The following is a 25124-nucleotide window of genomic DNA, read 5'->3' as shown; positions in this document are numbered from 1 at the left end:
GATAGACTTTGATTATAGAATAAAAACTGTGCGTATATACACATCTATATCGATGTAGAACAAGAGCGGCTTCTTGCTTTAACTCCCTCTTATTTACTATTGATTGTTCATGTTTTACAAAGGAGGCCATGTTTTTTGCAACGTGCACTTTATCAAAAACAGATACTTAATCTTGCTATAACGGCTAGAGACCGATTTCAATATTTATATGAAGCTAGTCTCCGAGGAGAAATAACATGTGCTCACTGCGGAGAACCAGTTAAATTATACCTGGGGATTGAACATTCTCCTTACTTTTATCATGCTCAAGTTCCTCATGAAAGAGAAGAGTGTTCAGACACACTATCAGAAACAACAGCTGTACAACAAATAAAAGAAACTCCGGCTGAATACAGAGAAACCAATGGATTTCGTATTCCTAAAGGACGAGCTATTAGTGAGAAAAATTCAACTGTAAAAGAGAAAGCGACATGGAGGTCTTCCGCGCCTTTTTCAAGTGTTCCTGCTTTTCGCTCAAAACCACCTGTTCCTAAACACTCTGACTCTCCTTATTTAAATGAATTTAAAGAGAGCGGTATTGAATTAGATTCGAACCAATGGAAAGCTGTTACACATTCAGAAGGACCTCTTCTTATTCTAGCCGGTGCAGGAAGCGGAAAAACGCGTGTGTTAACAGCTCGCACCGCATATATGATACAAGAAAAACAAATTGATCCAAAATCCATTATGCTGGTGACTTTCACGGCTAAATCAGCTAAAGAAATGAAAGAACGATTGGCTACATACCCAAAGATGTCCGGCTTACATCTTCGTCAAATGCTAGTTGGAACTTTTCACAGCATTTTCTTACGTATGATTGTTCATCACAATCCTCAAGCGTGGCAAATGGATCGCCTGCTGAAATGGGATTGGCAAAAAGAACAGATCGTGAAAGAAGCAGCAAGAGAGCTCCACGTGGATGAAAAAGATTTCCCGTTTGATCAGGCACTTCAGCAAATCGGCTATTGGAAAAACACGCTTGTTGGCGTGAAAGATGTTCGCCCAAAAGACAAATGGGAACAAGATGTGCACTTTTTATATCGTCGCTATGAAGAAGTCAAAAAGCAAAAACAGCTATTCGATTTTGATGACATGCTGTATGGATGTTATGAAATGCTAAAACAAAATCCCGATTTGCTAACTCGTTATCAAAAAAGATTTCGCTATTTTTTAATTGACGAATTTCAAGATATCAATAAAGTTCAATATAAAATTATGAAAATGCTAAGTGAAGACTCTAAAAACTTGTGTGTCGTAGGAGATGATGATCAATCAATTTACGCTTTCCGCGGAAGCGACCCTTCGTTCATCTTAAACTTTGAAAAAGATTTTGCTCATACAACTGTTATTACGTTAAACCAAAATTATCGTTCAGCTCACGCCATCGTTTCTTCCGCTAATAAAGTGATTGCACGAAATACAGCGCGCCGACAAAAAGAAATGGCTGCCCAGTTTGATAATGAGTTAAGACCTACCTTCTTCTTTCCATACGACGAAGAAGAAGAAGCAACAATGATTGTAACGGATATGAAAGAAAAGATTAAGCAAGGAGCTTCTCCAACTGACTTCGCGGTCTTATACCGAACTCACGCTTCTTCACGCGCCATCTTTGAACGTTTATCGCAGTCAAACCTGCCATTTTCAATCGAACAAGATGCGGATTCGTTTTATAAAAGAAGAATGGTTCGAAGTTTACTTTCATTTCTACGCTTGAGCGTGAACCCAAATGACGCAAGTTCGCTACAAGATTTAGTGAACGCACTCTTTTTAAAGAAAACAGCAGTCAATGACTTAAAAGCAGCAAGTATTCTTCATGACGGTACATTTATTGATGCGCTTGAATATCTTCAAGATTTAAAACCGTTCCAGCAAAAAAAGCTCAAGAAAGTAATTCCTTTATTCAAGTCGCTAAAATCAATGTCTCCTTCTTTGGCACTTGAGACGATTTCTAAGGATATGGGATTCGATGATTTTGTCAAAAAACGCGGAAATGAAGGAAATATGATGGAAAAAGGTTCGGATGACGTGCGGGATTTAAAAGTTGTAGCACGTAAATTCAAAACCGTACCTGAACTGTTAGATCATGTGGATCATATGATTGCCATGAACACAGAGATGAAAGCTTTAAGCAAGCAATTTAATGAAAGTATTCAGCTAACCACCATTCACCGAGCAAAGGGTCTTGAATATAAGCATGTATACGTACTGAGCAGCGTAGACGGAGGATTGCCTCATGATTATGCACTCGAAGCTTATCGAGGCGGAGATGATGTGCCACTTCAAGAAGAACGCCGCCTTTTATATGTAGCCATGACGCGTGCACAGAATTCACTTTACTTATCTGTTCCGCAAACTAGAAGAGGTAAAACCGCTTATCCTTCAAGATTTCTGAAGTCTTTTATAAAAAAAGTATAAAGCAAAAAAGGCTGGGACAAAAGTATTTTAGTCAAATTGAAGTACGAACGGTTAATCAAAATTATTGATTAACCGTTCGTACTTTTTATTGTCATGTACATGTAGAGTTAATATATTTAGTTGCTTCTAGCTGTTGATTGGAGGGCTCTTTGGGGAAAAGCGGAAGGGATGAGACCCCGTAGGAGCTCATGTATCCAATTTTCTCCTCTTTAGATTGGATTGATTTCGTTACGTTTCAACCTCTATTATTAACCAAATATTCCACTAAGAGGTAGATATTCATAAGTAGATGCGTTACACTACGTTATGTACTGCATTACTATATTTTAGGAGGTTCCATTATTGAACGCAAAGCTTATTCATGAAAATGAAAAGATTTTTTTCATTTTGTGTATGGTTATCAGCTTATTAACCTATTTGTTTTTAATTATTTCACTCGTCGGCATTCTCTACATTGCAATCGGTTTTTTCATTACATTTATGCTACACGGTTTCTCTATTGCTCAAATTCGCAATAATGGAGTTAGATTGACAGAGAAGCAGTTCCCGCACACTTATCATCAGGCAAAACATTTATCTTCAGAGCTGGATTTAGAGCTGCCCGATATTTATATTGTTCAATCAGGCGGCTTATTAAACGCGTTTGCTACACGTTTTTTTGGACGTCACTTTGTCGTTTTATACTCCGACATTGTTGAAATGATTGAAGATAATCAAGAAAAAGAACTTTCTTTTATCATTGCCCACGAATTAGTTCATATCAAACGTAAGCACACACTCTACCACTCACTTATTCTACCTGCTCTTTGGGTTCCTTTTTTAGGAAAAGCTTACTCTAGGGCCTGTGAATATACATGTGATCGCATAGCTTCCGTTGCGATTGGTGATGCAAAAGCTGCCACTCAAGCACTCACTATACTTGCGGTTGGTCATTGTCTAAATAAAAAAGTAAATCAGGAAGAATTTGTTCATACGCACTCACAGGAAAAAGGTTTTTTTATGTGGTTGAATCAAGCTACTTCAACTCACCCTCCTATCGCTCATCGTATTAAAGAAATTAATTACTTAGAACAGCATCCCGAACTGTTTGATCTTGATTCTAACGCATTTCAAACAAATGAAATTGCCTAAATGGAAAAAAGCCCTGACACCTCAGGGCTTTATATAAAAATATTAAATTATTTTTTCTCATTTAGCATTTTAGCGATGGTCGCAAAATCAATGGATTGATTATTGTTTGCAATCGCCTTAACAATTTGTTCTTCTTTTTGTTTTGAAATTGGCTTATTCGCAATTTGCGCTACTCGCTTCACAATATTACGCACCGTTTGCTCATCTTTAAAATTAGCATTTTGTACAGAATTCGCAAGTTCAAAAATATCCTTCATATTAACGCCTGTTTTCTTTTCTATATTTTTAAACATATTATTATCCACTTTGCATGACCTCCTTTATTTATACTTCATCGTATGCACCATGTGCCTAGATGGTGCCCTTTACATTTAATAAAAAAATAAAGTGCGGGTGAAACTTCACCCGCACTTTTCGGTGCCTTATTCATAGAAGGGATTAATTGTAAAAACAAACACAACCAACAATAATTAATAGAATGAATAATACAACGATTAACGCAAAACCACCGCCGTAGCCACCACCGTAACCACAACCACCGTAGCCAAATCCGCAGCCCATAATATTACACCCCCTCTGTTTTACTCTCTATACTGTATGTTCACTCAAATGATTTTGTATGGGCTTTTCAACTGTGTACATTAAATTTCATTGTCCAAACGGATCTTCAGCATCTTGCTCATCAAGTCTTTTTACATTTTGCTGCAGTTTCCTCTCTTGCTGTTCCATCTGATTTTCTGCTTTTTCTACTTCTTTCATTCTCTTTCGATGTTCTCCCATCATATGCTGTTCAAAAAACCGTTCAAATTCATCGAAAAAATCCGGCATCTCTACACCTCTCTCCACTCCATGTAAAAAAGCATTGTCTGATTGACAATGCTTCTATTGCTTATCGCTTTGGTAATTTTGAACCGCAGCCGCAACCACCTTGTTTTGGAGAAGGGTACTGGACTGGCTTAGGAATGGCATGCCCTTTCTTCACCGATTGTTTTGTCATTGGTTGTGGATGATAAGGCAGGGGCTGAGGGTATTGATTAGGATTATAATTATAATGATAATACATCATGTTTCCCTCCTTTTCACAGCATCCTATCTATAACATTATATTCAGGACTAAAGAAAGACGTTCTATCTTATTTGTCCATTTTGCGCTGCAGGGACAAAAATAAATCCGTGCTGTTTTTTTGTTTCCTCACTCTCGGTCTTTCTCCTCCCTTTTGCTCTGTCACTTCACGCAGCCGATTTTGCAGTTCTTGAATTGTCCCTTCTGCTTGATGATTGTACTGTACAATAGACTGTTCGGTTTTTGATTTTTGTTCATTGACGCATGCTTTAAGCCAATCTATTTTTTCCTCTAGCTTCTTTTTTTCTTCTTCATGCTTTTGCTGTAATTCCAATAACTCTTCCTTCATATCTTCATATTCAAATTCTTGGTGCTTGAATTTTTGATATTCTTCTTTATAAAAAGCCAACTCCGACTTCAATGAAGCAATATATTGTTTTGTTTTTTCCTCGCTCATGCCCTTCACTCCTCCATTATAAATAACCCACAGCTTCTAAAAAATCAGTTAAAGATGAATAACACTTTTTATTAACATGAATATGCTGTAATTGAGTTTATTATTTCCTTCATTTTTTATGCTCGCTCCAACTAGGATTTATTCCGATAAATTCCGCTTTTACTAAGGAACATAAAAGCAGGTCATTCATACACTATAGTAGTCCGATACCTAGTAACGAAAAGCGTAAAGGAAGGACAATTACAATTAGGAGGTTTAAAAATGGCAGAACTTTTTGAATCATTATGTATCCGCGTACCTAAAGTGTACGACTGGGTTAGACGTCAAGTTGTTTTACCACAAATCTTTACGAACGACACTTCATTATTTGAAGAAGAAGCACTTAAAGATTTAGGCCATGACGTAGAAGTGGAAATTGTTTTAACAGATAGTGAAGGTCACCCTGTAGATCCTTCAGATGAAGACGCACTTGATAACGTGATTGAGCTTGTGCCGCACGGTGGTCGCAGACCTAAAAAAATTGTGTTACCAGATGGAGAAGTTGTTGTTCTTCATGAAGTAAAATTATCAATTAGCGGCTTTTACCGAGTTAAGTTAATTGAATTGAATGGACATCACAAACACGATGAGGTTGAATCTAGCGTTATTCCTTGGAAAATACATCAAACATTCTATTTATGCGCCCCGGAAGGAACAGAACCTGTTGTCCACCTTGAATCTTTTGAAGGAACTGACGGTTCTCTCAGATTATCAGATTGTCACTTACAGCAATTAAGCTTTGATCTTATGTTATGCCTAAGTGTTCAAATTGAAAAAGATGTTAAAGTTGAAGTAGAAGGAAGCTTCTGCTACCCTCGCCCTGAAATCATTTCTACAAGCAGCTGCTCACCTATTGAATATCCACCTCAATGTGATGCTATTTTCCCTGGAAGACCACATCACGATGATTTTGATGGAGACGATGTAGAGTCAGGCTTCGACCATCACGAATTTGATTAACAAGATAAAAAGCCAGAGGAGAATATTTCTCCTCTTTTTTCATCCTTTACGCGCTTTCTGCATACATATAAATAAAACTGCTATGGGCAGCTCTAACGACCAGATTAATTTATAGCTCAGCAGGAAAGGAGACTACTAGATGAGTCGTAACTCCCCTTCCCCTAAAGATGATCTAACTCAATTAAAACAAAAGCTCATACACTATAAATCAGAAATTCGAAACGTGCAAAACCAACTGAAAAGCTATGAACGAGCTTTAGAGCGAGAAAAAGAAAATACATCGTTTTGGAAAAAGAAACACGCTGAGACGCTTTCTACATCTGAAAAAGAAGTAGAAATTGAAGAATTAGAAAAAGAACTGGATCTACTGAGAAACGAGCTTTCCGAACAAAAAATTATTGCCGAAGCGTTTCGAGAAAAAGCTTCAAGGAAACAGCCCGTTATTGAAGAAAAAATCGTGGAGAAAGTAATTGAAAAGATTGTAGAAAAACCCATAGAAAGGTTCGAAAAAAGCGATATCCTCTGTTTCTTCCAACATTCCATACTGCTGCCAGAACAAGATGAAAGCGAGCTGATGATGTTCGGCAACGTAATTATTCAAAATCAAACGAGCAGTACTTTATACTCTCCAACACTTTGCTTAAAAATGAAGCCTACTGCTTCTGCTATGTTAAGCGGGAAGATCATTGATGAAAAAGATATTGAAGCTTCTAGTGTCCCCTCTTCTTCTTTAGAATGGCGCTACGCTCATCCAAAATGGAACGAAAAAATTCAAAATGACGGTGAATATTGGATTAAACCCATTAAGCAAACAGTATTAAAGCCCAAAGGCAAATTACTATTTGACTCTTTTCAAGTAGTCATTCCGCTCTCCACTGATACAACTTCATTTATTCTAGAAGGCTTTTTTTATAGCGAAGAGTGGCAAGAGGGTATCCCTTTTTTAAATAAAGTTGTGCTAAATTTCCCTTAATTATTAAAAGACATATTGATGTTCAATATGTCTTTTAACTCGTCCATTTATTTCATAAAAGATTCTATAATTCCTGCACATCCTGCAATAGCTAAGATCGTAATAATAGGAATAGCAATGTGCGGGACCGCTACATAACTAAAATAAATCCCTACCGCACACCATATGCCTGTACACCAATAGCAGCTGAGCAGTTCTCCAATCCACTTTTGCAGTCCCTTCCCTTTTATCTCTAGGTAAGTTACTGTATTTCCTTGTTCATCTTGATCTTCTACGATTTTATGAAACGGTTTACGAATAAACGCTGTAATTTTATCAAAAACAATTAGACGAGTAAGTCGAAACGTTGCAAAGATAAATAGCGTTAGATAAATCCATGTCATCTTCATTCCTCCGTGCATTCACAAACTTATGAAAATAAAAGCTAACGTGCTTCTTCACTGTTAGCTTTTAGAATTACTTAAATTTTAATGATAGATATGGTCTGAATATCATGAAATGTCAATACTGTTTTCTCTTTATTAGGAGGAACGCTTACGTATAAACTTCCTTCTTTTAATTCTAAAATTGTTCCTATATATTTTTGGTTTTGACATATAATTTCGCAAATAGGCTGAGACATATGAGGCGGGAAGCTGCATAGAAATTCAACTTTTTCTTTAATTGTCATAGACTGAAACATTTTATTTGGTTTTTTATTCTCTGATTGCGGTATATCCACGGGAACAATTGAACGCTCTTCCTTTTTTTCATTCTTAATCTCTTCCACTTTTTCTACGTCAGGCTCTTTGACTTCTTGAATGGAAGAAAAGCTGGGCTCTTCTTTTAACACATGCTCTTTCTCTATTCCTTTATTGTCCTGCTGTTTTGAACTAAAATAATATTGCATAGAACGCTGGTTTTGCGTAGCGTTTGGCTGGACAATGTACATTAGCGGCTCATTTTCTTCTGACTTAGATTTTGAGTTAGTCATGAAGCATACCTCCAATTGCTTGTTATCGTTCTTTTAAAAATGTATGCTTGCACACGGAAAAACTTGTTTATTTTTTTGCAGTAGCCTTTTTAGAAATAAAAGCAGCACTATACTTTTTTATATAATTTAGGAAAATACCACAAAAGAAGTTGAGATATAACTAAATTAATTCAATCTAAAGACGCATAAATAGGATACATGAGCTGCCCGCTTGTTACACCGCCGTTGATTTCCGTGCAAGACTTCGCTTTCCGCGGGCGGCCAATGAGCCTCCTCGTCGCTTGCGCTCCTGCGGGGTCTCATCTGTTCCGCTTTTCCCGCAGGAGTCTTCGTCTTGCCCTCCAATCAACTGCTAGAAAGAGCTAAACAGATGAAACTTATTTTCAAAACAACAAAAAAAACGAACCACTAATCAAACATGTTGATCAGTGGTTCGTTTTTCACTTGAGCTAAAATACTTTTGTCTCAGTCTCTTCCTCTCATTCAATCAGGTAGAAAACTAAATCCAGCTAAATACCTTTATCTAATTTTATACTCAAGAAGCATACGCAATTCATTCACATACGAACGAGACCCCGTTACAATCAAGCGATCATCAAATTCAAGCTCTGTATCGCCATGAGGTACAATAGAATCTTTACCTCTGAAGATTCGAACAAAAATCACATCTCCTGTAAACGGGAACTTACGAAGCTCTACCCCCTCGTATTTAGGGTTACGCATATTAATTTGATAAAGTGCTGTTTCTTGATTCGTTAAGATATTTAAAATATTTGGCGATTCGATTAAAGCTTTTAGCAATGCCGTTGTAGATAACAGCACAGAAAAAACTTCAATGTTATTTTCTTTCATCTTTTCATCTAAGGCAGGACTTTCTACGCGGGCAATAACCCGTTCTGTACCATACTCTTTTGCAAATAGAGCAATGTCGCTATTTCTTTCTTCTTCCCCTGTTGTTACAACTAATACATCCGCATCTAAAATCCCCATATTTCTTAACGTTTCCTTACTATATCCATCGATGTCGACGATATTAAAAATGGAATCCGACGTACGGTTTTCAATTTTGTCCTGAGTAGGATGATAAATCGTCACATCATATAAATCAAGATCCATTTCTCGAATAACCGGGAGTGTAAATTGATTTGCACCAAGCATATTAACCTTCAGCTTTCTATCACTGATTTCTGGCTTTGGAAACAGCTTTCTAAAGATAATAGGTGTAATAATACATGTAATAATCGCCACCAAAATCAGCGCACCGGACATTTGTGAATCAATCACACCAATATTTTCACCAACCGTTGCTGCCGCAATAACGAGTGATAAAGTCGATGTTAAAAGAAAACCCGATGCCAAAACGGTTTTCATATCATACCATTTTCTTAAGATTAACGCTGGAACTAGCTTGGATATTAATAATGCAATGAATAATAAAGGCATTAAAATCAGCACTTTTTTATCACTGAACAATGACCAAACGTCAAGCTTCACTCCTACCATCACAAAAAAGATAGGAATTAAAAAACCGTAGCCAAACGAATCTAATTTATGAACTAAGTTTTTATTAGGCGCAAGAAGAGAAACGAGTGATCCCGCTAAAAAAGCGCCTAAAATGTTTTCAACACCAATTGACTCCGAAAGGCCCACTAGAATGATAATGAGTGCAAATACGGCGCGCGTGTCGATTTGAATTGTACCTTTAGACATTGTCTCAAGAAACGATCGGTTTTTAAACTGCTTCCCTATGAAGTATAAAATCACTCCTACTCCAAATAAAATTAAAATCAACCATGTATTGCTATTTCCTGATTTATCATAGACGGAAGCAAATACGGCTAGTAAAATCATCGTGACTAAGTCCGCAATAACCGCAATCAATAAAATGGTTTGTCCAATTGGCTTTTTCATAATCTGTGCATCTTTTAAAGTCGGCACTACTACTCCTAGTGAAATGGTAGAAATAATAAGCGTCATCAAAAAGGCATTATCAATAAAACCGGTCCATACAAAAACATAGGACAAAAATAGTGAAACCGCAAAGATAGCTGCAAACACTAGTATAGAAATGGAAAAAGCATTTGGCACCTTCGCTCCTGATGCCTTTTTGTCTTTTGAATTTCCTCCAGCAAAAGCAGAAAAATCAATTTCCAAACCACTTAAAAACATCAAAAAGATAAAGCCTAAAGTGGAAAGTGTTTCAAGCCACATATCCTGCTCCACAAGGTCAAAACCACTTTTCCCTATAATTAATCCCATAATAATTTCAGCTACGACTACAGGTATAATGTTGAGTTTAAACCGATGCAACAGTATAGGCGTTAAAAAGGCCAAACTAATGACGATAACAAGTGATGTAAAGGACGCGTGCTGTTCCATTAGATTCCCCTCCTTTTACCTTCGCTATTTATAAAACGAAGACGTTAGTATTCAAAATTAAAGGTTAATCATAAAAGCTTGAAGGTTCTCTGTCAACTATATGAACTGATAATGAAAATCCGACATGATTACTCATGTCGAATTCCAAAGTCCCTTCATTATTTTAAATAACTCATAAATGTTGTGGCTAGACCGAAGTAAATTAAAATACTGATAAGATCATTGATCGTTGTAATAAATGGTCCTGATGCGACTGCAGGGTCAATTTTGAATCTGTGCATGAGAAGCGGGATAAACGCTCCTGCTAGTGTAGCCACAATCAATGTTGAAAATACAGAGACGCCTACCAAAGCGCCTAAAATCAGATCTCCCTGCCAAATATAAACAATTAATACAACTAAAAGTCCACATGATGCGCCCGTAATCATTCCGGTAGCTGCTTCTCGGATTAACAGCTTAAATTTGCTTTCTTCTTCGATTTCTCCCGTCGCCAGTCCGCGAACCGCAACGGCTAGTGCCTGTGTTCCTGTATTACCAGCCATACCGCCAATTAAAGGTATAAATACAGCTAAAATAGCTACTTGATTCAACGTATCTTCAAAACGTCCAATTAAACTCGCTGTCATCATTCCTAAAAACAGCAAAATGATCAGCCAAGGCAGCCTCTTTTTGGCCGCTACTAAGGGATTGTGGTCAATCGTATCATCTACATCACTAATACCGGCTAATTTAGAATAGTCATCCGATGCCTCTTCATCAAGAACATCCATCACATCATCAACCGTAATAATCCCTAGAAGATGCTGCTGAAAATCAACAACTGGAAGCGCAAGAAAGTTGTAATCGCGCATAATGCGCGCAACTTCTTCTTGGTCTTCTGCTACTGACACGGATACAACTCGTTCATTCATAACTTCGCTTATCATCGTATCTTCATCTGCTATAATTAAATCACGAAGAGAAATAACACCTGCTAGATGCTTTTGTTCATCAATAACAAATACATAATAAATCGTTTCCGCTTCTGGAGCTTCCCTGCGTAGAATGTGCATAGCTGAATGTACGGTTTGATTTTCACGAATGGCCACAAACTCAGTCGTCATAATACTTCCAGCGGTATATTCCTCGTAATGAAGCAGCTCTTTAATTTCATCGGCTGCTTCTTCATCCATAATCGTTAAATAGCTCGCCACTTGTTCTTTATCCAATTCATTTAATACGTCAACGGCATCATCCGCCGACATTTCCGACAGCATGTCTGCTGCAAAATTGGGATGCATTTCTGAGAGAATTTCTTGATAATCTTCTTCTCGTATCTCTACATTTTCAAAGATATCCGCCATTTCTTCCGGAGATAACATCTCGTACAGCGCAAACCTAGAAGGCTCATCTAATTCTTCAAAAAATTGAGCTTGGTCATACGTATGCATATGTAAAAATTCTTCACGAAATGCATCGATTTCATTTTTTTCTAGAAGTGATAATAAATGTTCGACGAACCATGCTTTTTCTTCTTTTTCAATTGAATCTGTCATGTCTTCAACCTCCCTGTCGCACAAAACTCATTTAACTTTATGATGAATTTTGTTTTTTTTCAACTCATAGCTCTTTACTCTTTTCCCAATAATATATAAGTTCTACACATAGTTTGCTCCATATAAGGGTAATTTTATATCGTCAAAGGAAAAACCTTTTAAGGATGTGGATAAAAGATGAAAGTAGATATAATAGGCGATATCCATGGATGTTATGATGAATTAAAAGCGTTAACAGAAAAACTTGGGTATGAGTGGCAAGACGGGATTCCTATCCACTCTGACGGACGGCGCCTTGGATTTGTAGGTGATTTAACAGACCGAGGACCTCATTCACTAAAAGTGATTGAGCTCGTATGGTCACTTGTAATCAAGCATCAGCAAGCTTACTACTGTCCAGGCAATCACTGTAATAAGCTATATCGCTTCTTTTGCGGTAACAAAGTGGAAATTACTCATGGGTTAGAAACGACCGTTGCTGAGTACGAAGCCTTGCCTTCAAGAGAACAGAAATTCATTAAAAAAAAGTTTATTGAGCTTTATGAGCAATCACCTCTATATGTGCAGCTTGATCAAAATCAATTAATTATTGCTCACGCCGGCCTTAAAGCTGAATACATCGGCAGAACAGATAAAAAAGTTAAAACCTTTGTGCTATACGGAGACATTACGGGTGAAAAACATCTAAACGGTATGCCTGTCCGACGGGATTGGGCCCAACATTATAACGGAAAACCTTTTATCGTGTATGGGCATACACCCGTAGTAAAAGCCAGAAAAATTCATAATACCATTAATATTGATACGGGCGCAGTTTTTGGAGGGGCTTTAACGGCGTTTCAGTATCCTGAAGGGAATATTATATCGGTGCCTTCATCTATGCCTTATGTAGAGGAAAAATTTAATCACTTCGTGTAAAAATAAAGTCGCTTTTCATTTAAAAAGCGACTTTTATCTTACGATTTGAAGTTTCTGCATATCTGGCGGCAAAGGTGCTGTAAAAGACAACGTTTTTTGTAAAAAAGGATGAAAAAAAGTGAGCTCATAGCTGTGGAGAGCTTGACGAGAAATAAGATGATTCGTTCCGCCATATAGGGTATCTCCAAGCAGTGGATATCCTTTATAAGCCATATGAACACGAATTTGGTGAGTTCTCCCCGTCTCAAGCGAAAGAGCAACTTCTGTAAAAGAAGAATACGGACGAAGCGCCGTATAGTGTGTAATAGCAAACTGCCCATCTTCTCTTACTTCCCGTTCGATGATACTTGACTCTTTTCGGCCAATCGGTGCCTCTATCGTTTCCTTGCCAACAAGCTTACCATGAACAAAAGCTCGGTACACGCGTTTAATTTCATGCTCTTTTTGTGCTTTAGAGAATAAGTAATGAACGTGCCTATGCTTAGCGACAATAAGCAGCCCAGATGTGTCTCGGTCTAACCTGTTCACAAGATGAACAGTCGAGTTAATGTTATTTTTCTCATAATAATAGAGCACAGCATTACTTAGTGACCACGTTAGATGTTCTCGAGAAGGTATACTTGGCATGTTTGGCTGCTTATTCAAAACTAATATATACTCATCTTCATATACAATATCCAAAGGTATAGCTTTAGGAAGAAGACTTTCACTTGCTTTTTCTGGTGGAAACGCTACCTTGATTTCGTCACCTTTTTGCAGAATATATCGAACCGTTGCATGCTTTCCATTTACTTCAATCGCTCCTCCTCTGAACTTAATGTCCGTCAGCGAAGCTTTGGAAATATCATGTTCTTTTAAAAATTCACGAACCGCTACACCCTCGAAAGAATGATCTACGGTCCAACTCAACGTAAAAACTTGTTTCATTCTCTTCCCTGCCTTTAATCATCACATACAAAAGAGTCTCTGACACGCTGCCAGAAAGGAAACGCGCGAAAGCGAGCAAATCGAATTTTTTCGCTTGCTACCCGAAATTGAATCGACTTTACATCTTTATGTAAAAGAGTTAAATGATCAATGGTAATTTGAAAGTCTGCGTCGTTAACAGGCTTTAACAGCGCTGTATGATGTCCAGGAAGAACCAATGGAGAACCTATCGTACGGAACACTCGATTGTTAATAGAAGCCATTTCAGCAATTTGAATAGCTTGAAGCGAAGGATGTAAAATCGCGCCTCCAAGGGATTTGTTATAAGCTGTACTTCCCGAGGGAGTGGATACGCAAAGGCCGTCTCCTCGGAATGTCTCAAATCGCTGCCCTTTAATTTCCACATCCATTACTAAAGAGCCTTCTACACTTTTCACCGTACATTCATTCAGAGCTAAATATCGAGCTTCGCGTCCACCGTTCGTATAGCGGATAATCACTTCGAGCAGTGGATACTCTACAGTCTGATAGGGTGTCTTTGCAATAGCAATCACCAGCTTCTCAATCTCATCAGGTGTCCAATCTGCATAAAAGCCTAAATGACCGGTATGAACCCCAATAAAAGCCGTCTTGTCAAGTCGGTTTCGATAGCGGTGAAACGCGTAGAGAAGCGTTCCATCCCCCCCTACTGACACTACAATATCAGGCTGGTTTTCATCATATTCTAAATGAAAATCTAATAAATACGTTTTCATTTTTTGCATAAGCGTATTTGATATTTGGTTGCCTTTTGATGTAATAGCAAATTTTATTTTCTCCACCTAATTCTCTCCCCCTATCCATCCAGTGTACAAAGCTGTTGCTGAGTCATACCTAAGATTCTTCCGCCGATTCTTTTTTTCGTGAGAAAATAGCCTGGGCTTCTTGAATCTCACCTCGTATTTGAGACATTTCTTCATCGAGCTGAGTAGCCGCTTCAGAAGCACGCTGAAGTCGCTTTTTGATATTCTCAGGAAATTTCCCGCTGTACTTATAATTTAAAGAATGCTCAATTGTAGCCCAAAAATTCATAGCCAGTGTACGAATTTGAATTTCCACTAAAATTTTCTTTTCACCTTTAATTGTCTGAACAGGATAACATACGACCACATGATATGAACGATAGCCGCTTTCTTTTTTATGAAGAATATAATCTCTTTCTTCAATCAATTCAAAGTCTGTGCGCTGACGAAGGAGCTCTACGACCGCTTTAATATCGTCCGTAAATTGACACATCATACGGAGTCCTGCAATGTCCTGCATCTCTTCCTCTAAGCGATCGAGAGAAATTCCTTTTCGAGTCGCTTTATCCAAAATACTGGCGATAGGCTTTACTCGTCCCGTCACGAATTCAATAGGTGAATGCGTAGACTTCATATCATACTGTGAACGAATTCCTTTTAATTTCACCTTAAGTTCTTCAACGGCTTGTTTATACGGTGCTAAAAATAAATCCCAATGCCTGATCATTAATAACACCCCCCTTTTTTCTCTCTGTTACTTATTTTCTTTATCTAAAAAAACTTCCTCTACTCTTGCTACCATCTCGTCTCCATAATTCACGTTTCCTTCGATGTTACTGATGAGATAAGACAGCTCTTCTTTAACGGCTGATAGCTCAATTACTTCCTTATTAATTTCTAAAAATACTTTCATATCTTTATGTAAGACGTGCTTTAAATTCGCCCAAATATTATCACTAAGGCCAACATACATAAATTGATCATTAATATCTACAACATATACAAATGACATGTTATCTGAGTCAACAAGCATTTGTTTTGTATCTTCCAATTGTTCAATTTCCGTCTCAATAGGGTCTGCTTTTAAATGTAATTCATTTGATTTCATCACACAGGTAGTGATGTCAATTCGATTGTGCATAAATAAACTCCTTCCAACTATACAATTCGTTACTATTTTAACACATTCCAGGAACGTTTAATAAAGGTAAAACCTAAACAATCCGTATTTCTTCATTTTCCAAGTTCCCCATATGGATATTCCTGTTAGGAAATGTAGTTTTACTGTCTCAAAAAGTGTGATAAATTAAGATGGAAAGTGCCTTACCAAAAGACCTAAATTAAAAGGATGATTTCATTGAAACAAGAAATTGAAATTGAATTTAAAAATATAGTAACGAAAGAAGAGTTTGATCGTCTCCGCTCACATTTTCAATTAACTGAAAATCAGTTTATTTCTCAAGAAAACCACTATTTTGATACACCTGCTTTCTCATTGAAAGACTGCGGAGCTGCCCTGCGAATTCGAAGCAAAAAAAATAAATCCGTTCTCACGCTAAAACAGCCTCATCAAGAGGGCCTTTTAGAAACACATGAAGCATTAACAAATGAACAAGCTAAAGAATTGCTAGATGGTAGCGCCAAGATTCCGTCAACGATTCAACAGCTTATTACTGATTTACAAGTCGATAGCCATTCGCTAACTTATTTTGGCACTTTGCGTACAAGTCGAGCAGAAATTCCATATAAGAACGGGTTACTTGTACTCGATCATAGCTTTTATCTAGGTGCTGAGGACTATGAACTCGAATACGAAGTAACCGATGCCAATGAAGGGGCAAAATATTTTGAGCAATTGCTTACGGAGCTTGATATTAAAAAGAAACCAACGGAAAACAAAATTCGACGGTTTTACAAGCGAAAGTATACGTTAATGGATGGAGAATAAATTCATGAGCATGAATATTAACCATTACATGTCTTCCGTTCAATTTCCTGGAACTCAGCCATTTTCAGTTAACAACCAGCTGCCAACAGCTAACGTGATGCTTGGTACAACTTTACTCTCTGTATTTGCTCAGCTTTTTCAAGACTACGTCAATCAAGAGCCTCAAATGAGTACCAACCTTTACTTGCAGGCAGCGCAGATGTTTCCAGCTACAGCGGTTCAAACGCAATCCCAGCCATCTGTTTCTTCTTCAGATAAGGCAGCCGCTTCAACTGCTGCCTTACCTGCACAAAAAAACGAAACGGCAAAGGCCAGTTCTCAGGATGTACAAACGATAATTAATGAAGCAGCTGCACGCTACCAGCTGGATCCTAAACTTATTCGTTCTGTTATTAAACAAGAGTCAAATTTTAATCCCTCTGCCAAAAGTTCTGTCGGAGCGGCTGGGCTTATGCAGCTAATGCCAGCAACCGCTAAAGCTCTTGGTGTAGAAGATCCGTATGACTCCAAGCAAAATGTATTTGGAGGAGCCAAATATCTTCGACAAATGTTAGATAAATACGACGGAAACGTGAAATTAGCGTTGGCAGCCTACAATGCTGGACCAGGTAATGTCGATAAATACGGCGGAGTACCTCCTTTTCAAGAAACGCAAAAATATGTAAATAAAATTATGTCTTCTTATCTCATGTAAAAGAGTCCAATCATTCGCGACTCGACCATGGAATGACTGTAGTTTGTCGAGGTTACACTATATAAATAGAAGGAAACGTTTGTGAAAGGATTCCTTTGTTTCTCATACTAAGTGATTCGCCACAGCATCATAGACTTTTCTTATGTAAAATTCCACTTTATCTCTTTTCCAGTAGAAGAAGTAAGCGGATAGTTTGAGTTAACGAAATGACACTGCTAAAATTAAGGAAAGTAAAAAACACCAAAGAGTTAAGACGTATATTTCTTATAACAAAGGAGTTATCAACATGAGAGAAAAAATCCACTCCCCTTACGAATTATTAGGCGGTGAACATACGATTTCAAAACTTGTTGATGCTTTTTATACACGCGTTGGACAACATCCTGAGCTCGCGCCAATTTTTCCTGATGATTTAACAGAAACAGCACGAAAGCAAAAGCAATTTCTGACACAATATTTAGGAGGGCCTTCGCTATACACTGAAGAGCATGGTCACCCTATGCTGAGAGCTAGGCATCTTCCTTTTGAAATTACACCGTCAAGAGCCAAAGCCTGGCTGACGTGTATGCATGAAGCAATGGACGAAATTAATTTAGAAGGCCCTGAGAGAGATGAACTTTATCATCGTCTTATTTTAACTGCCCAACACATGATTAATTCACCGGAACAGACAGATGAGAAAGGATTTTCACATTGAGTAATCTAAACAGCCAATACCCATCCTTGCATCAGCTTTGTCAAGGTTCAAATAAAAAACCGCTTGAAATCTATGTATTTGTTGACCCTCTTTGTCCAGAGTGCTGGGCACTCGAGCCTATTCTAAAGAAGTTACAAATAGAATATGGTCAGCTGTTATCCCTCAAGCATGTGCTTGGCGGAAACTTGCAGCAATTAAATATTGGAGCACAGCAGAGATTTGAACATATTGCAAAATCGTGGGAGAAAACTGGAAGCCGCTCCGGCATGTCATGTGACGGCAACCTGTGGCTTGAAAACCCCATCGATACTCCTTACGCTGCATCAATTGCAATTAAAGCGGCCGGGCTGCAAGGAAAGAAACAGGGCATTCGCTTTTTGAGAAGACTTCAAGAAGTAGTATTTTTAGAAAAACAAAATGTTACAGAAGAATCTGTCTTAATACAATGTGCAAAACATGTGGGGCTAGATGTTAATGAATTTGTAAAAGATTTGCATTCAGATTACGCTGCGAAGGCTTTTCAATGTGATTTAAAAATCACATCGGAAATGGATGTCGATGAGATTCCAACTCTTGTGTTCTTTAACGAAAAAGTTGAAGAAGAAGGCATTAAGATATCAGGATACTATTCGTACGAAACATATGTACACATCATTAAAGAGATGTTAGAAATTGACCCAGATCCAGCTTGTCTTCCGCCTCTTCGTTCATTTTTAAGCTATTTTCAATTTGTTGCTTCAAAAGAAGTTGCAGTTGTGTATGGTTTATCATTAGAAGAGGCTGAAAAAGAATTGAAAAAACTTCAGCTTCAGCAGGTTGTTGAAAGAGTTCCTGTCAAATATGGAACCTTTTGGAGAAGTACTGAAAAGAGCTGTTAATTATTAAATGTTGATGCTTATCCTAAGCATCAACTACACAAAAAAGACTTGGCTTTCGCCAAGTCTTTTCGTTTGTCTTAAGACAACAAGGGGATGGGAGAAATTTTTCACGGTCAAACAAAGGGGTATATGTTTGTTTTGTGATAAACTTCACGATTAATACTATAGCAAATTATGTCGACTTTTGGCAACCCCTTTTTTCAATTTTATTCACTTTTTTATAAAAAAACTTCATAAACAGCCAGATTCACTCATATAGTACAACCAATTATGCTTTTAATAGAGGTGTTAACTATGAAAATTGCTGGAATTACTCTAGGGGTTGTGATTCTTTTGTTTTCTTTTTTATTCTATATTTTATCTCTTATGCAGCTTGTTCCTCTCATTATCGCAGGCCCTCTCTTATTTTTAGCTATTCTTATTATTTTTACATTGCTTAACAATCACAACAAATTTCGGGGATTTAAAAAATGAAGCAGGATACAGCTCCTGCTTCATTTTAATTTTATTGATTTAATAAACGTTCCATTTCCGTTAACTTCTCTTCAAATACGGCTAGCGCTTCTTCGATAGGCTGAGATGTTGTCATGTCCACTCCTGCTTTTTTCAACACTTCAATTGGATAATCAGAGCTTCCTGACTTTAAGAAACCTACATAGCGCTCAACAGCTGCATCTCCTTCTTCAAGGATTTGCTTGCTTAATGCCGCTGCTGCACTGAATCCTGTAGCATATTGATAAACGTAGTAATTGTAGTAGAAATGCGGAATACGAGCCCATTCTAACCCAATCTCTTCGTCAATTACTAAGTTGTCTCCAAAATATTTTTTATTTAAGTCATAATATAATTTTGTTAATAATTCAGGTGTAAGCGGCTCTCCGTTTTGAGCACGCACGTGCACATCGTGCTCAAATTCAGCAAACATCGTTTGACGGAATACCGTACCGCGGAACCCTTCTAAATAATGGTTAAGCAAGTACAAACGCTGCTTTTCATCATCAATCGTTTTTAGTAAATAATCGTTTAGAAGCGCTTCATTACACGTGGAAGCTACTTCTGCCACAAAGATTGAATAATCTCCATAAGGATATGGCTGCGTTTTTCTTGTGTAATAACTGTGTACAGAATGGCCAAATTCATGGGCTAGTGTAAACAAGTTATTTACATTATCCTGCCAGTTCATTAAGATATAAGGATTGGTGCCGTACGTTCCTGAAGAATAAGCACCGCTTCGCTTGCCTTTGTTCTCATGAACATCTACCCAACGATTTTCAAATCCTTCTTTTAACACATTAAGGTAGTCTTCACCTAGTGGTTTCAGACCTTTTAAAATATAATCTTTTGCTTCTTCATACGTTACTTCCATTTTTACGTCTTTTACTAAAGGCGTATAGAGATCATACATATGAAGCTCTTCAATTCCCAATACTTTCTTACGTAAATCAATATATCGATGCAATAAATGCAAATTATCGTTCACTGTTTTAACTAAGTTATCGTATACTTCTTCTGGGATATTATTTGTGCTAAGAGCTGAGTGACGAGCTGAATTATAGTGACGAACGCGGGCGCTAAAATTATCTTTCTTCACCGTGCCGCTTAATGTACTTGCAAACGTATTTTTAAATTTACCGTACGTTTCGTACACCGCTTTAAACGCTTCTTCTCGTACGCGGCGATCGCTGCTTTCTAAAAAACGAATATAGCGTCCGTGCGTAATTTCTACTTCTTCTCCATTTTCGTCTTTAATAGAAGGAAATTCTAAATCCGCGTTGTTTAACATTCCAAACGTGTTGCTTGAAGATCCTAATACTTCAGAAGCCTGAGCGAGAAGCGCTTCTTCGCTTTCTGATAAAATGTGTGGACGCTCGCGAGTAATTTCATCTAATGCATGAGCATATAACTTTAGCTCTTTATGTTCCGCCATGTATTGTTTAATTTTTGATTCTTCAATAGACAAAATTTCTGGTGTTACATAAGATAGTGCACTTGCAATTTGAGTATAAAGTGTTTTGATGCGATCATTTAACCCTTGATAAAAAGAATTAGTGGTATCTTGATCGTAGCGCATATGAGCATATGTATAAAGTTTACTAACGCGCATTGTGAGCTCGTCTTGCTCTTGAAGAGCGTCGTATAAAGTTTGAGCGGACTCTCCAAGTTTCCCTTTGAATTTTTCCATTTTTGGAATAAGAGCTTTTACTTCTTCAAATTCTTTTTCCCATGCGTCATCTGAAGCAAAAATATCTTCTAGTTTCCACGTATCTTCTACTTTTATCTCGCTTCTACTTGGTAACTTTTTTACTTTTGATTGTTCACTCATGGTCATCCCTCCATCTTTTTCTACCTGTCTATAACTGTTCGCTTTTTCTAAGGCGAATCCTTTTTATTTCTTTCGTTATTGTATGTTGTTTTAAAAGAATTAATCAAAAGTCAGTACGCTTTTGAAAAAAGGATTCTTTCTTAAGCGTACTGATTTTCAGTGGTTATGTCACTTCTTTTGCTTGATTTAACCACTTTTTCATCATCTGTCCATCTTCTAAAAAAGCATCGGATGTTTGCTTTGGAATCGTATAAGGCCTTCTGATTTTGTATAACCCAGAAGTTATAGACGTTAGTATTCCTAACCGGCATAATACCTCTATATACTCAAACAAGGGCTGTGCTACAACAACAGGGGCCATCGGCAAAGACCGAAACACAATATGCCTCTGATGAATTCTGTAGAGCCATAGCCTGCATAACTCTTTTTCTGTAACTAAATCCCCTACCTGCTTCTGCTGCATTAAATCAAGAAGCAGCCACGTTTGCCATATGGTAGCAGACGTTTCAATCATGTATAAAGAAGGCAGCGGCATGCCCGCTTCTGCTGGAATATGAGAAGGAGGAATATTGTTTTCATAAAGAGCGTGTAAAAAAGGCTGAAGCTTCTGATTAGGATAGAGGATATAATGCGTTCTCCATGCCTTCTTTTTCTTTACCCATGAAGAGAAAAATTGAGGCTGTGTATGTGTAGAAAAAAGATCATGAAAGGTATGCTCGTGAGGAGAGAGCACGACAAGCTGTGCATAACAAATTTGAGATGAAAAAGGCATAAGATGTTCAAGTTTCAACAGCTGATTAGTAGAAGGTGAAAAATAAAGAAGTGTGGGCGTATAATCGGAAAGAGTGAGAAACTGCCACTCTTGAAAAGAAAGTTGATACATATAAGTGGATAAGCGTTTCATTCTTTTTGCTCCCATAATCCAAAGAGGCATATAATTTCCTTTCTCATAATGAATAGAACGTTTGGTTAGCACTGAGGAAGATAAGGACGCACATTGAAATTCGATTGCATATTTTTGCGAAGGGGTATCTATAAGAAGATCTGGACGCTGCATAATGTCAGGAAGGTAACTTTCTAACTCGACTTCAAGATGAGAACTAAACCAGTGAAACAGCTTTCGCTTTCCGTCAAGATGATAATCTGTTTCACCTTCATGCTGAGCGACGCACGTTTTTTTCAGGTGAGCAAAATGAGGGATTTTTTTTGTACCTATCTTTAACTGTACAGGGGATTGACAAGAGGGACAGTAGAACTGCTTTTCTTTTTTCCACAGCTTAAGCTGTTCAAGCGAAAAGCGCTGAGCTAGTGAAATGAGGCCTTCTTCTGTTCGGGCAACTAACAATCGTACATTTCTCCTTCCTATAGTAGCGAGCTATATCCTTGTATTCGACACCTTTCTACTAAACCCTTTTCTTTCAGAAAAAAACCACATTGCAGCATACGCAATGTGGTTTACAGCGATTATAATAGCGGTGAAAGCAAACGAGCTGTTGATTCAAACAGCCGCTGTATAAATGGCCGCTTTTCAAAGTCTTTAAAGTGAAGCTCACTCGTTTCTTCTAAATCTTGCATATATTCATATACGAGCTTTTGGGTACTAGCTGTGCGATATAAAAAAGCATTTACTTCAAAATTCAGATGAAAGCTTCTCATATCCATGTTAGCTGTTCCAATAGAGGCAATTTCCCTATCAACAATCACAATCTTGCTGTGCATAAATCCTTTTTTATACTCGTAAATTTTCACACCTGCTTCTAGCAGCTCAGGAAAATAAGAGCGTGATGCATGAAAAACAATTTTTTTATCGGGCTTCTGAGGTACAAGAAGCCTTACATCTATACCGCTTAAAGCAGCTACTTTGAGAGAAGTAAAAATATCTTCATCAGGTATGAAGTAAGGAGAAGCAATCCAAATGGACTCTTTCGCAGACGTAATCATCGAAAAAAATAAGTGTTTAATAATTTCCCACTCACGGTCTGGTCCGCCGGCAATCATTTGAACACCGCCGCACTTTTCCATATCAATGTCAATTAAATCCGGCGATAGATACGTTTGAGTAAGCATCGTCTGTCCTGTCATATAATACCAGTCTTGCAAGAAAATAAGCTGTAATGAACGGACTGCCTCACCCTTCACCATCAAATGAGTATCTCTCCAAAAGCCAAAATGCCGACTTTTTCCGAGATATTCATCACCAATGTTCAAACCTCCTACAAATCCAATTGTTCCATCAATGACTACAATTTTACGATGATTACGGAAGTTGATTTTATTATTGAGAAATGGAAGTCTCACCGGCAAAAACGGAATCATTTCTACGCCCGCGTTTCTTAACTCATGAATATAATGCGGTGAAAGCTGAAAACTGCCCACGGCATCATACAAGAAACGTACATAAACTCCTTCTTGTACTTTCTGAATTAAAATATCTTTAATTTGTTCTCCTAAGTGATCATGTCGTACGATGTAATACTCTAAATGGATATGATGCCTTGCATGCTTTAAAGATTCCATAATTTCGTGAAACGTCTCTTTTCCATTCGTCAATGCGCGCGTATCTGAAGAAAAAGAAATGGGACTCTTGCCAAGCCTGACGGCTAGCTTCAGCATTTGCTTCCTACTGGTGCCCAACTGTTCAAAGTGATTTTCTAATATACCAGAATCTCTTTCCATCTTTAAAAGCACCTGTTCATCCAGCTTTGCTTTTTTAGCAAATAAACGCCGTTTTCGCGTATTGCGTCCAAATAACAAATAAAAAAAGAACCCTATTACTGGAAAACCGCCTAATACTACGAGCCACGTTAGCGTTTGGGTTGGATGACGGTTTTCTAATGAAATAACAAGACCGATGAAAACAACACTAATCGTAATTAAGATACTTAGCACGCCAATAAATTTACCGTCCCAATACCCTTTTGTAAAATAAAGCAAGGCAATAATACCAACAACAAAAATTAAAAGCTGTAATCTATTTTTCAACTTGTTTTCACCTATCCTAAAACCAATCTTTCATCATTCATAACAGGTCTCTATACTGTTATTATCCTCAAACTTGGTATTTTAACACTACACTTTCCCGTGTAGGAACCAGCCGCCTGCTTTTTCTACCTATACTGTTCGATATGAGCGGAGAGCTTTTCCAAAAAAGAGGACAAAACAAAGACCGATTTCATATACATGAAATCGGCTGCTATTATCGTAAAGGAAAATACTGTTTTACTTGTTCAAGTGCATTTTCACTGATTAATTCTTTTCCATATTCCATTAAACGATGAACTGTTACATTTGATTCATTTGCATATTCTAAAATGATACTTAAAATGTTATCAATTTCAGCTACAAAGTCTTCATCATCTGTAAACTCAACGTATAAATAATATTTCCCTTCAAACACGTACATGCTGTTGATGATATCATCTAACTCTAAATGGTGACTTAAGGAAATTAAATGTTCTAAGTCTTGAAAGCGTGCGACGAACTGTAGCCCTTCGTCTTCTATAATTTCTTCTTCAAAATCAGCTTTTTTATTTTGATTCGCTTGATGATCAAGCAACGCTTCAATTTTTCCATCTACAGGGATATCGATTTTATCATTTTCACCAACAGGTACTTCGAACTTTTGACCGTCTTTTGAAACTTGTGCTCTTGTTACGATAACCTCTAGCCCCTTCTCAAGCGCATGTACTTGAATCCAAAGAGGACCTTCTGCTACAAACTCTTCTTCTTGATGAATTTCGTCCATCATCTCCCAGAATAGCTCTTCACTGCGCTCACGGCTAAACCAAATTTCATTGCGATCAAATCCACGTTCTTCAATATCTACGTAAGTGACAAAGAATTTTACTGTGTTTTCATTAATGCGTTCGATTTCCATTATCATCTCTCCCTTCGGAAAAATCAGTGAAGGTAATCCGGCCATTTCGAACATTACCCCTAAACGATGAAGGGACTATTTTACCCCCGTGTTAAAGCAATATTACATGTACTTTC

Annotated in this window: 27 protein-coding genes; 9 read left to right on the top strand and 18 right to left on the bottom strand. The window is 37.6% G+C overall.

Annotated features, from left to right (window positions below):
* Nucleotides 1-135: 135 nt before the first annotated feature.
* Nucleotides 136-2454, top strand: a complete 2319-nt coding sequence (locus ACMX9J_RS14170) for an ATP-dependent helicase (protein ID WP_416225869.1) — start codon at nucleotides 136-138, stop codon at nucleotides 2452-2454.
* Between the two features lie 342 nt (nucleotides 2455-2796).
* Nucleotides 2797-3585: a M48 family metallopeptidase gene (locus ACMX9J_RS14165; protein ID WP_230624603.1), complete on the top strand. Its 789-nt coding sequence runs from the start codon at nucleotides 2797-2799 to the stop codon at nucleotides 3583-3585.
* A 47-nt stretch (nucleotides 3586-3632) separates the two neighbouring features.
* On the opposite strand, the gene ACMX9J_RS14160 is transcribed toward ACMX9J_RS14165, so the two are convergent.
* From ACMX9J_RS14160 to ACMX9J_RS14140, 5 genes are all read right to left on the bottom strand, one after another.
* A complete protein-coding gene (locus ACMX9J_RS14160) occupies nucleotides 3633-3890 on the bottom strand; it encodes a stage VI sporulation protein F (protein WP_013055449.1) in 258 nt (85 codons plus the stop codon).
* 133 nt (nucleotides 3891-4023) lie between these two features.
* On the bottom strand, nucleotides 4024-4146 hold the full coding sequence (locus ACMX9J_RS14155; protein WP_013055448.1) for a YjcZ family sporulation protein: 123 nt from the start codon (nucleotides 4144-4146) through the stop codon (nucleotides 4024-4026).
* Nucleotides 4147-4233: 87 nt separating this feature from the next.
* Nucleotides 4234-4413, bottom strand: a complete 180-nt coding sequence (locus ACMX9J_RS14150) for a hypothetical protein (RefSeq protein ID WP_014461555.1) — start codon at nucleotides 4411-4413, stop codon at nucleotides 4234-4236.
* Nucleotides 4414-4474: 61 nt separating this feature from the next.
* Complete coding sequence (locus ACMX9J_RS14145) at nucleotides 4475-4651, bottom strand: hypothetical protein (RefSeq protein WP_167387307.1); 177 nt, start codon at nucleotides 4649-4651, stop codon at nucleotides 4475-4477.
* 67 nt (nucleotides 4652-4718) lie between these two features.
* Nucleotides 4719-5105: a hypothetical protein gene (locus ACMX9J_RS14140; RefSeq protein ID WP_416225868.1), complete on the bottom strand. Its 387-nt coding sequence runs from the start codon at nucleotides 5103-5105 to the stop codon at nucleotides 4719-4721.
* 261 nt (nucleotides 5106-5366) lie between these two features.
* Here ACMX9J_RS14140 and ACMX9J_RS14135 point away from each other — a divergent pair, with 261 nt between their 5' ends.
* Both ACMX9J_RS14135 and ACMX9J_RS14130 read left to right on the top strand, forming a co-directional pair.
* The gene (locus tag ACMX9J_RS14135; protein ID WP_028412344.1) at nucleotides 5367-6104 is read left to right on the top strand and encodes a hypothetical protein; all 738 of its coding nucleotides are present in this window, start codon (nucleotides 5367-5369) and stop codon (nucleotides 6102-6104) included.
* A 139-nt stretch (nucleotides 6105-6243) separates the two neighbouring features.
* Nucleotides 6244-7077, top strand: a complete 834-nt coding sequence (locus tag ACMX9J_RS14130; protein WP_033578058.1) for a hypothetical protein — start codon at nucleotides 6244-6246, stop codon at nucleotides 7075-7077.
* A 47-nt stretch (nucleotides 7078-7124) separates the two neighbouring features.
* On the opposite strand, the gene ACMX9J_RS14125 is transcribed toward ACMX9J_RS14130, so the two are convergent.
* The 5 genes from ACMX9J_RS14125 to mgtE form a co-directional block, all read right to left on the bottom strand.
* Nucleotides 7125-7460, bottom strand: a complete 336-nt coding sequence (locus ACMX9J_RS14125) for a DUF1360 domain-containing protein (RefSeq protein ID WP_416225867.1) — start codon at nucleotides 7458-7460, stop codon at nucleotides 7125-7127.
* 77 nt (nucleotides 7461-7537) lie between these two features.
* Nucleotides 7538-8050 (bottom strand): CotO family spore coat protein, encoded by a 513-nt coding sequence (locus tag ACMX9J_RS14120; RefSeq protein ID WP_034267633.1) that lies wholly within the window; start codon nucleotides 8048-8050, stop codon nucleotides 7538-7540.
* 214 nt (nucleotides 8051-8264) lie between these two features.
* On the bottom strand, nucleotides 8265-8399 hold the full coding sequence (locus ACMX9J_RS14115) for a hypothetical protein (protein ID WP_255219837.1): 135 nt from the start codon (nucleotides 8397-8399) through the stop codon (nucleotides 8265-8267).
* Nucleotides 8400-8569: 170 nt separating this feature from the next.
* Complete coding sequence (locus tag ACMX9J_RS14110) at nucleotides 8570-10429, bottom strand: monovalent cation:proton antiporter family protein (RefSeq protein WP_416225866.1); 1860 nt, start codon at nucleotides 10427-10429, stop codon at nucleotides 8570-8572.
* Between the two features lie 158 nt (nucleotides 10430-10587).
* On the bottom strand, nucleotides 10588-11964 hold the full coding sequence (mgtE, locus tag ACMX9J_RS14105) for a magnesium transporter (RefSeq protein WP_416225865.1): 1377 nt from the start codon (nucleotides 11962-11964) through the stop codon (nucleotides 10588-10590).
* 177 nt (nucleotides 11965-12141) lie between these two features.
* Between mgtE and prpE the strand changes: the two genes are divergently transcribed.
* A complete protein-coding gene (prpE, locus tag ACMX9J_RS14100) occupies nucleotides 12142-12882 on the top strand; it encodes a bis(5'-nucleosyl)-tetraphosphatase PrpE (RefSeq protein ID WP_033578054.1) in 741 nt (246 codons plus the stop codon).
* Nucleotides 12883-12915: 33 nt separating this feature from the next.
* Here prpE and ACMX9J_RS14095 read toward each other — a convergent pair whose 3' ends face one another.
* The 4 genes from ACMX9J_RS14095 to ACMX9J_RS14080 form a co-directional block, all read right to left on the bottom strand.
* Nucleotides 12916-13809 carry an RluA family pseudouridine synthase gene (locus ACMX9J_RS14095; protein ID WP_028412351.1) on the bottom strand — a complete coding sequence of 298 codons (894 nt, stop codon included), beginning with the start codon at nucleotides 13807-13809 and terminating at the stop codon, nucleotides 12916-12918.
* 14 nt (nucleotides 13810-13823) lie between these two features.
* Nucleotides 13824-14621 carry an NAD kinase gene (locus tag ACMX9J_RS14090; protein ID WP_025749877.1) on the bottom strand — a complete coding sequence of 266 codons (798 nt, stop codon included), beginning with the start codon at nucleotides 14619-14621 and terminating at the stop codon, nucleotides 13824-13826.
* 61 nt (nucleotides 14622-14682) lie between these two features.
* Nucleotides 14683-15318 (bottom strand): GTP pyrophosphokinase, encoded by a 636-nt coding sequence (locus tag ACMX9J_RS14085; RefSeq protein ID WP_014461566.1) that lies wholly within the window; start codon nucleotides 15316-15318, stop codon nucleotides 14683-14685.
* Between the two features lie 27 nt (nucleotides 15319-15345).
* A complete protein-coding gene (locus ACMX9J_RS14080) occupies nucleotides 15346-15732 on the bottom strand; it encodes a hypothetical protein (protein WP_014461567.1) in 387 nt (128 codons plus the stop codon).
* A 216-nt stretch (nucleotides 15733-15948) separates the two neighbouring features.
* Here ACMX9J_RS14080 and ACMX9J_RS14075 point away from each other — a divergent pair, with 216 nt between their 5' ends.
* The 4 genes from ACMX9J_RS14075 to ACMX9J_RS14060 all read left to right on the top strand — a co-directional run bounded on the left by ACMX9J_RS14075 (nucleotide 15949) and on the right by ACMX9J_RS14060 (nucleotide 18808).
* Nucleotides 15949-16539 (top strand): CYTH domain-containing protein, encoded by a 591-nt coding sequence (locus ACMX9J_RS14075; protein ID WP_098625762.1) that lies wholly within the window; start codon nucleotides 15949-15951, stop codon nucleotides 16537-16539.
* A 4-nt stretch (nucleotides 16540-16543) separates the two neighbouring features.
* Complete coding sequence (locus ACMX9J_RS14070; protein WP_416225864.1) at nucleotides 16544-17233, top strand: lytic transglycosylase domain-containing protein; 690 nt, start codon at nucleotides 16544-16546, stop codon at nucleotides 17231-17233.
* A gap of 286 nt (nucleotides 17234-17519) precedes the next feature.
* The gene (locus ACMX9J_RS14065; RefSeq protein WP_013055433.1) at nucleotides 17520-17930 is read left to right on the top strand and encodes a globin-like protein; all 411 of its coding nucleotides are present in this window, start codon (nucleotides 17520-17522) and stop codon (nucleotides 17928-17930) included.
* Between the two features lie 26 nt (nucleotides 17931-17956).
* Nucleotides 17957-18808, top strand: coding sequence for a ClpXP adapter SpxH family protein (locus tag ACMX9J_RS14060; protein WP_028412354.1), 852 nt, complete (start codon nucleotides 17957-17959; stop codon nucleotides 18806-18808).
* Between the two features lie 505 nt (nucleotides 18809-19313).
* On the opposite strand, the gene pepF is transcribed toward ACMX9J_RS14060, so the two are convergent.
* The 4 genes from pepF to mecA all read right to left on the bottom strand — a co-directional run bounded on the left by pepF (nucleotide 19314) and on the right by mecA (nucleotide 25008).
* The gene (pepF, locus tag ACMX9J_RS14055) at nucleotides 19314-21131 is read right to left on the bottom strand and encodes an oligoendopeptidase F (RefSeq protein ID WP_034267646.1); all 1818 of its coding nucleotides are present in this window, start codon (nucleotides 21129-21131) and stop codon (nucleotides 19314-19316) included.
* A gap of 163 nt (nucleotides 21132-21294) precedes the next feature.
* Nucleotides 21295-22476, bottom strand: coding sequence for a competence protein CoiA (locus ACMX9J_RS14050; RefSeq protein ID WP_328157103.1), 1182 nt, complete (start codon nucleotides 22474-22476; stop codon nucleotides 21295-21297).
* A gap of 119 nt (nucleotides 22477-22595) precedes the next feature.
* Complete coding sequence (gene cls, locus ACMX9J_RS14045; protein ID WP_025749882.1) at nucleotides 22596-24113, bottom strand: cardiolipin synthase; 1518 nt, start codon at nucleotides 24111-24113, stop codon at nucleotides 22596-22598.
* 214 nt (nucleotides 24114-24327) lie between these two features.
* Nucleotides 24328-25008 (bottom strand): adaptor protein MecA, encoded by a 681-nt coding sequence (gene mecA, locus ACMX9J_RS14040; RefSeq protein WP_013055427.1) that lies wholly within the window; start codon nucleotides 25006-25008, stop codon nucleotides 24328-24330.
* Nucleotides 25009-25124: the final 116 nt, after the last annotated feature.

The organism is Priestia sp. RMT2NF4 (assembly GCF_047872835.1).
In the GTDB taxonomy this organism is placed as follows: Bacteria; Bacillota; Bacilli; order Bacillales; family Bacillaceae_H; genus Priestia; species Priestia zanthoxyli.
The sequence above is the reverse complement of the archived record's forward strand: the minus strand, read 5'-3'. Positions and strand labels throughout refer to the sequence as shown.

Excerpts from the sequence above, each read along its gene's own strand:
- ACMX9J_RS14130 (WP_033578058.1), top strand. The coding sequence starts at position 6,244 with ATGAGTCGTAACTCCCCTTCCCCTAAAGATGATCTAACTCAATTAAAA.
- ACMX9J_RS14065 (WP_013055433.1), top strand. The coding sequence starts at position 17,520 with ATGAGAGAAAAAATCCACTCCCCTTACGAATTATTAGGCGGTGAACAT.
- mecA (WP_013055427.1), bottom strand. The coding sequence starts at position 25,008 with ATGGAAATCGAACGCATTAATGAAAACACAGTAAAATTCTTTGTCACT.
- ACMX9J_RS14080 (WP_014461567.1), bottom strand. The coding sequence starts at position 15,732 with ATGCACAATCGAATTGACATCACTACCTGTGTGATGAAATCAAATGAA.
- ACMX9J_RS14135 (WP_028412344.1), top strand. The coding sequence starts at position 5,367 with ATGGCAGAACTTTTTGAATCATTATGTATCCGCGTACCTAAAGTGTAC.
- ACMX9J_RS14150 (WP_014461555.1), bottom strand. The coding sequence starts at position 4,413 with ATGCCGGATTTTTTCGATGAATTTGAACGGTTTTTTGAACAGCATATG.
- ACMX9J_RS14145 (WP_167387307.1), bottom strand. The coding sequence starts at position 4,651 with ATGATGTATTATCATTATAATTATAATCCTAATCAATACCCTCAGCCC.
- ACMX9J_RS14120 (WP_034267633.1), bottom strand. The coding sequence starts at position 8,050 with ATGACTAACTCAAAATCTAAGTCAGAAGAAAATGAGCCGCTAATGTAC.
- ACMX9J_RS14110 (WP_416225866.1), bottom strand. The coding sequence starts at position 10,429 with ATGGAACAGCACGCGTCCTTTACATCACTTGTTATCGTCATTAGTTTG.
- ACMX9J_RS14070 (WP_416225864.1), top strand. The coding sequence starts at position 16,544 with ATGAGCATGAATATTAACCATTACATGTCTTCCGTTCAATTTCCTGGA.
- pepF (WP_034267646.1), bottom strand. The coding sequence starts at position 21,131 with ATGAGTGAACAATCAAAAGTAAAAAAGTTACCAAGTAGAAGCGAGATA.
- prpE (WP_033578054.1), top strand. The coding sequence starts at position 12,142 with ATGAAAGTAGATATAATAGGCGATATCCATGGATGTTATGATGAATTA.
- ACMX9J_RS14155 (WP_013055448.1), bottom strand. The coding sequence starts at position 4,146 with ATGGGCTGCGGATTTGGCTACGGTGGTTGTGGTTACGGTGGTGGCTAC.
- mgtE (WP_416225865.1), bottom strand. The coding sequence starts at position 11,964 with ATGACAGATTCAATTGAAAAAGAAGAAAAAGCATGGTTCGTCGAACAT.
- ACMX9J_RS14095 (WP_028412351.1), bottom strand. The coding sequence starts at position 13,809 with ATGAAACAAGTTTTTACGTTGAGTTGGACCGTAGATCATTCTTTCGAG.
- ACMX9J_RS14085 (WP_014461566.1), bottom strand. The coding sequence starts at position 15,318 with ATGATCAGGCATTGGGATTTATTTTTAGCACCGTATAAACAAGCCGTT.
- ACMX9J_RS14140 (WP_416225868.1), bottom strand. The coding sequence starts at position 5,105 with ATGAGCGAGGAAAAAACAAAACAATATATTGCTTCATTGAAGTCGGAG.
- ACMX9J_RS14125 (WP_416225867.1), bottom strand. The coding sequence starts at position 7,460 with ATGACATGGATTTATCTAACGCTATTTATCTTTGCAACGTTTCGACTT.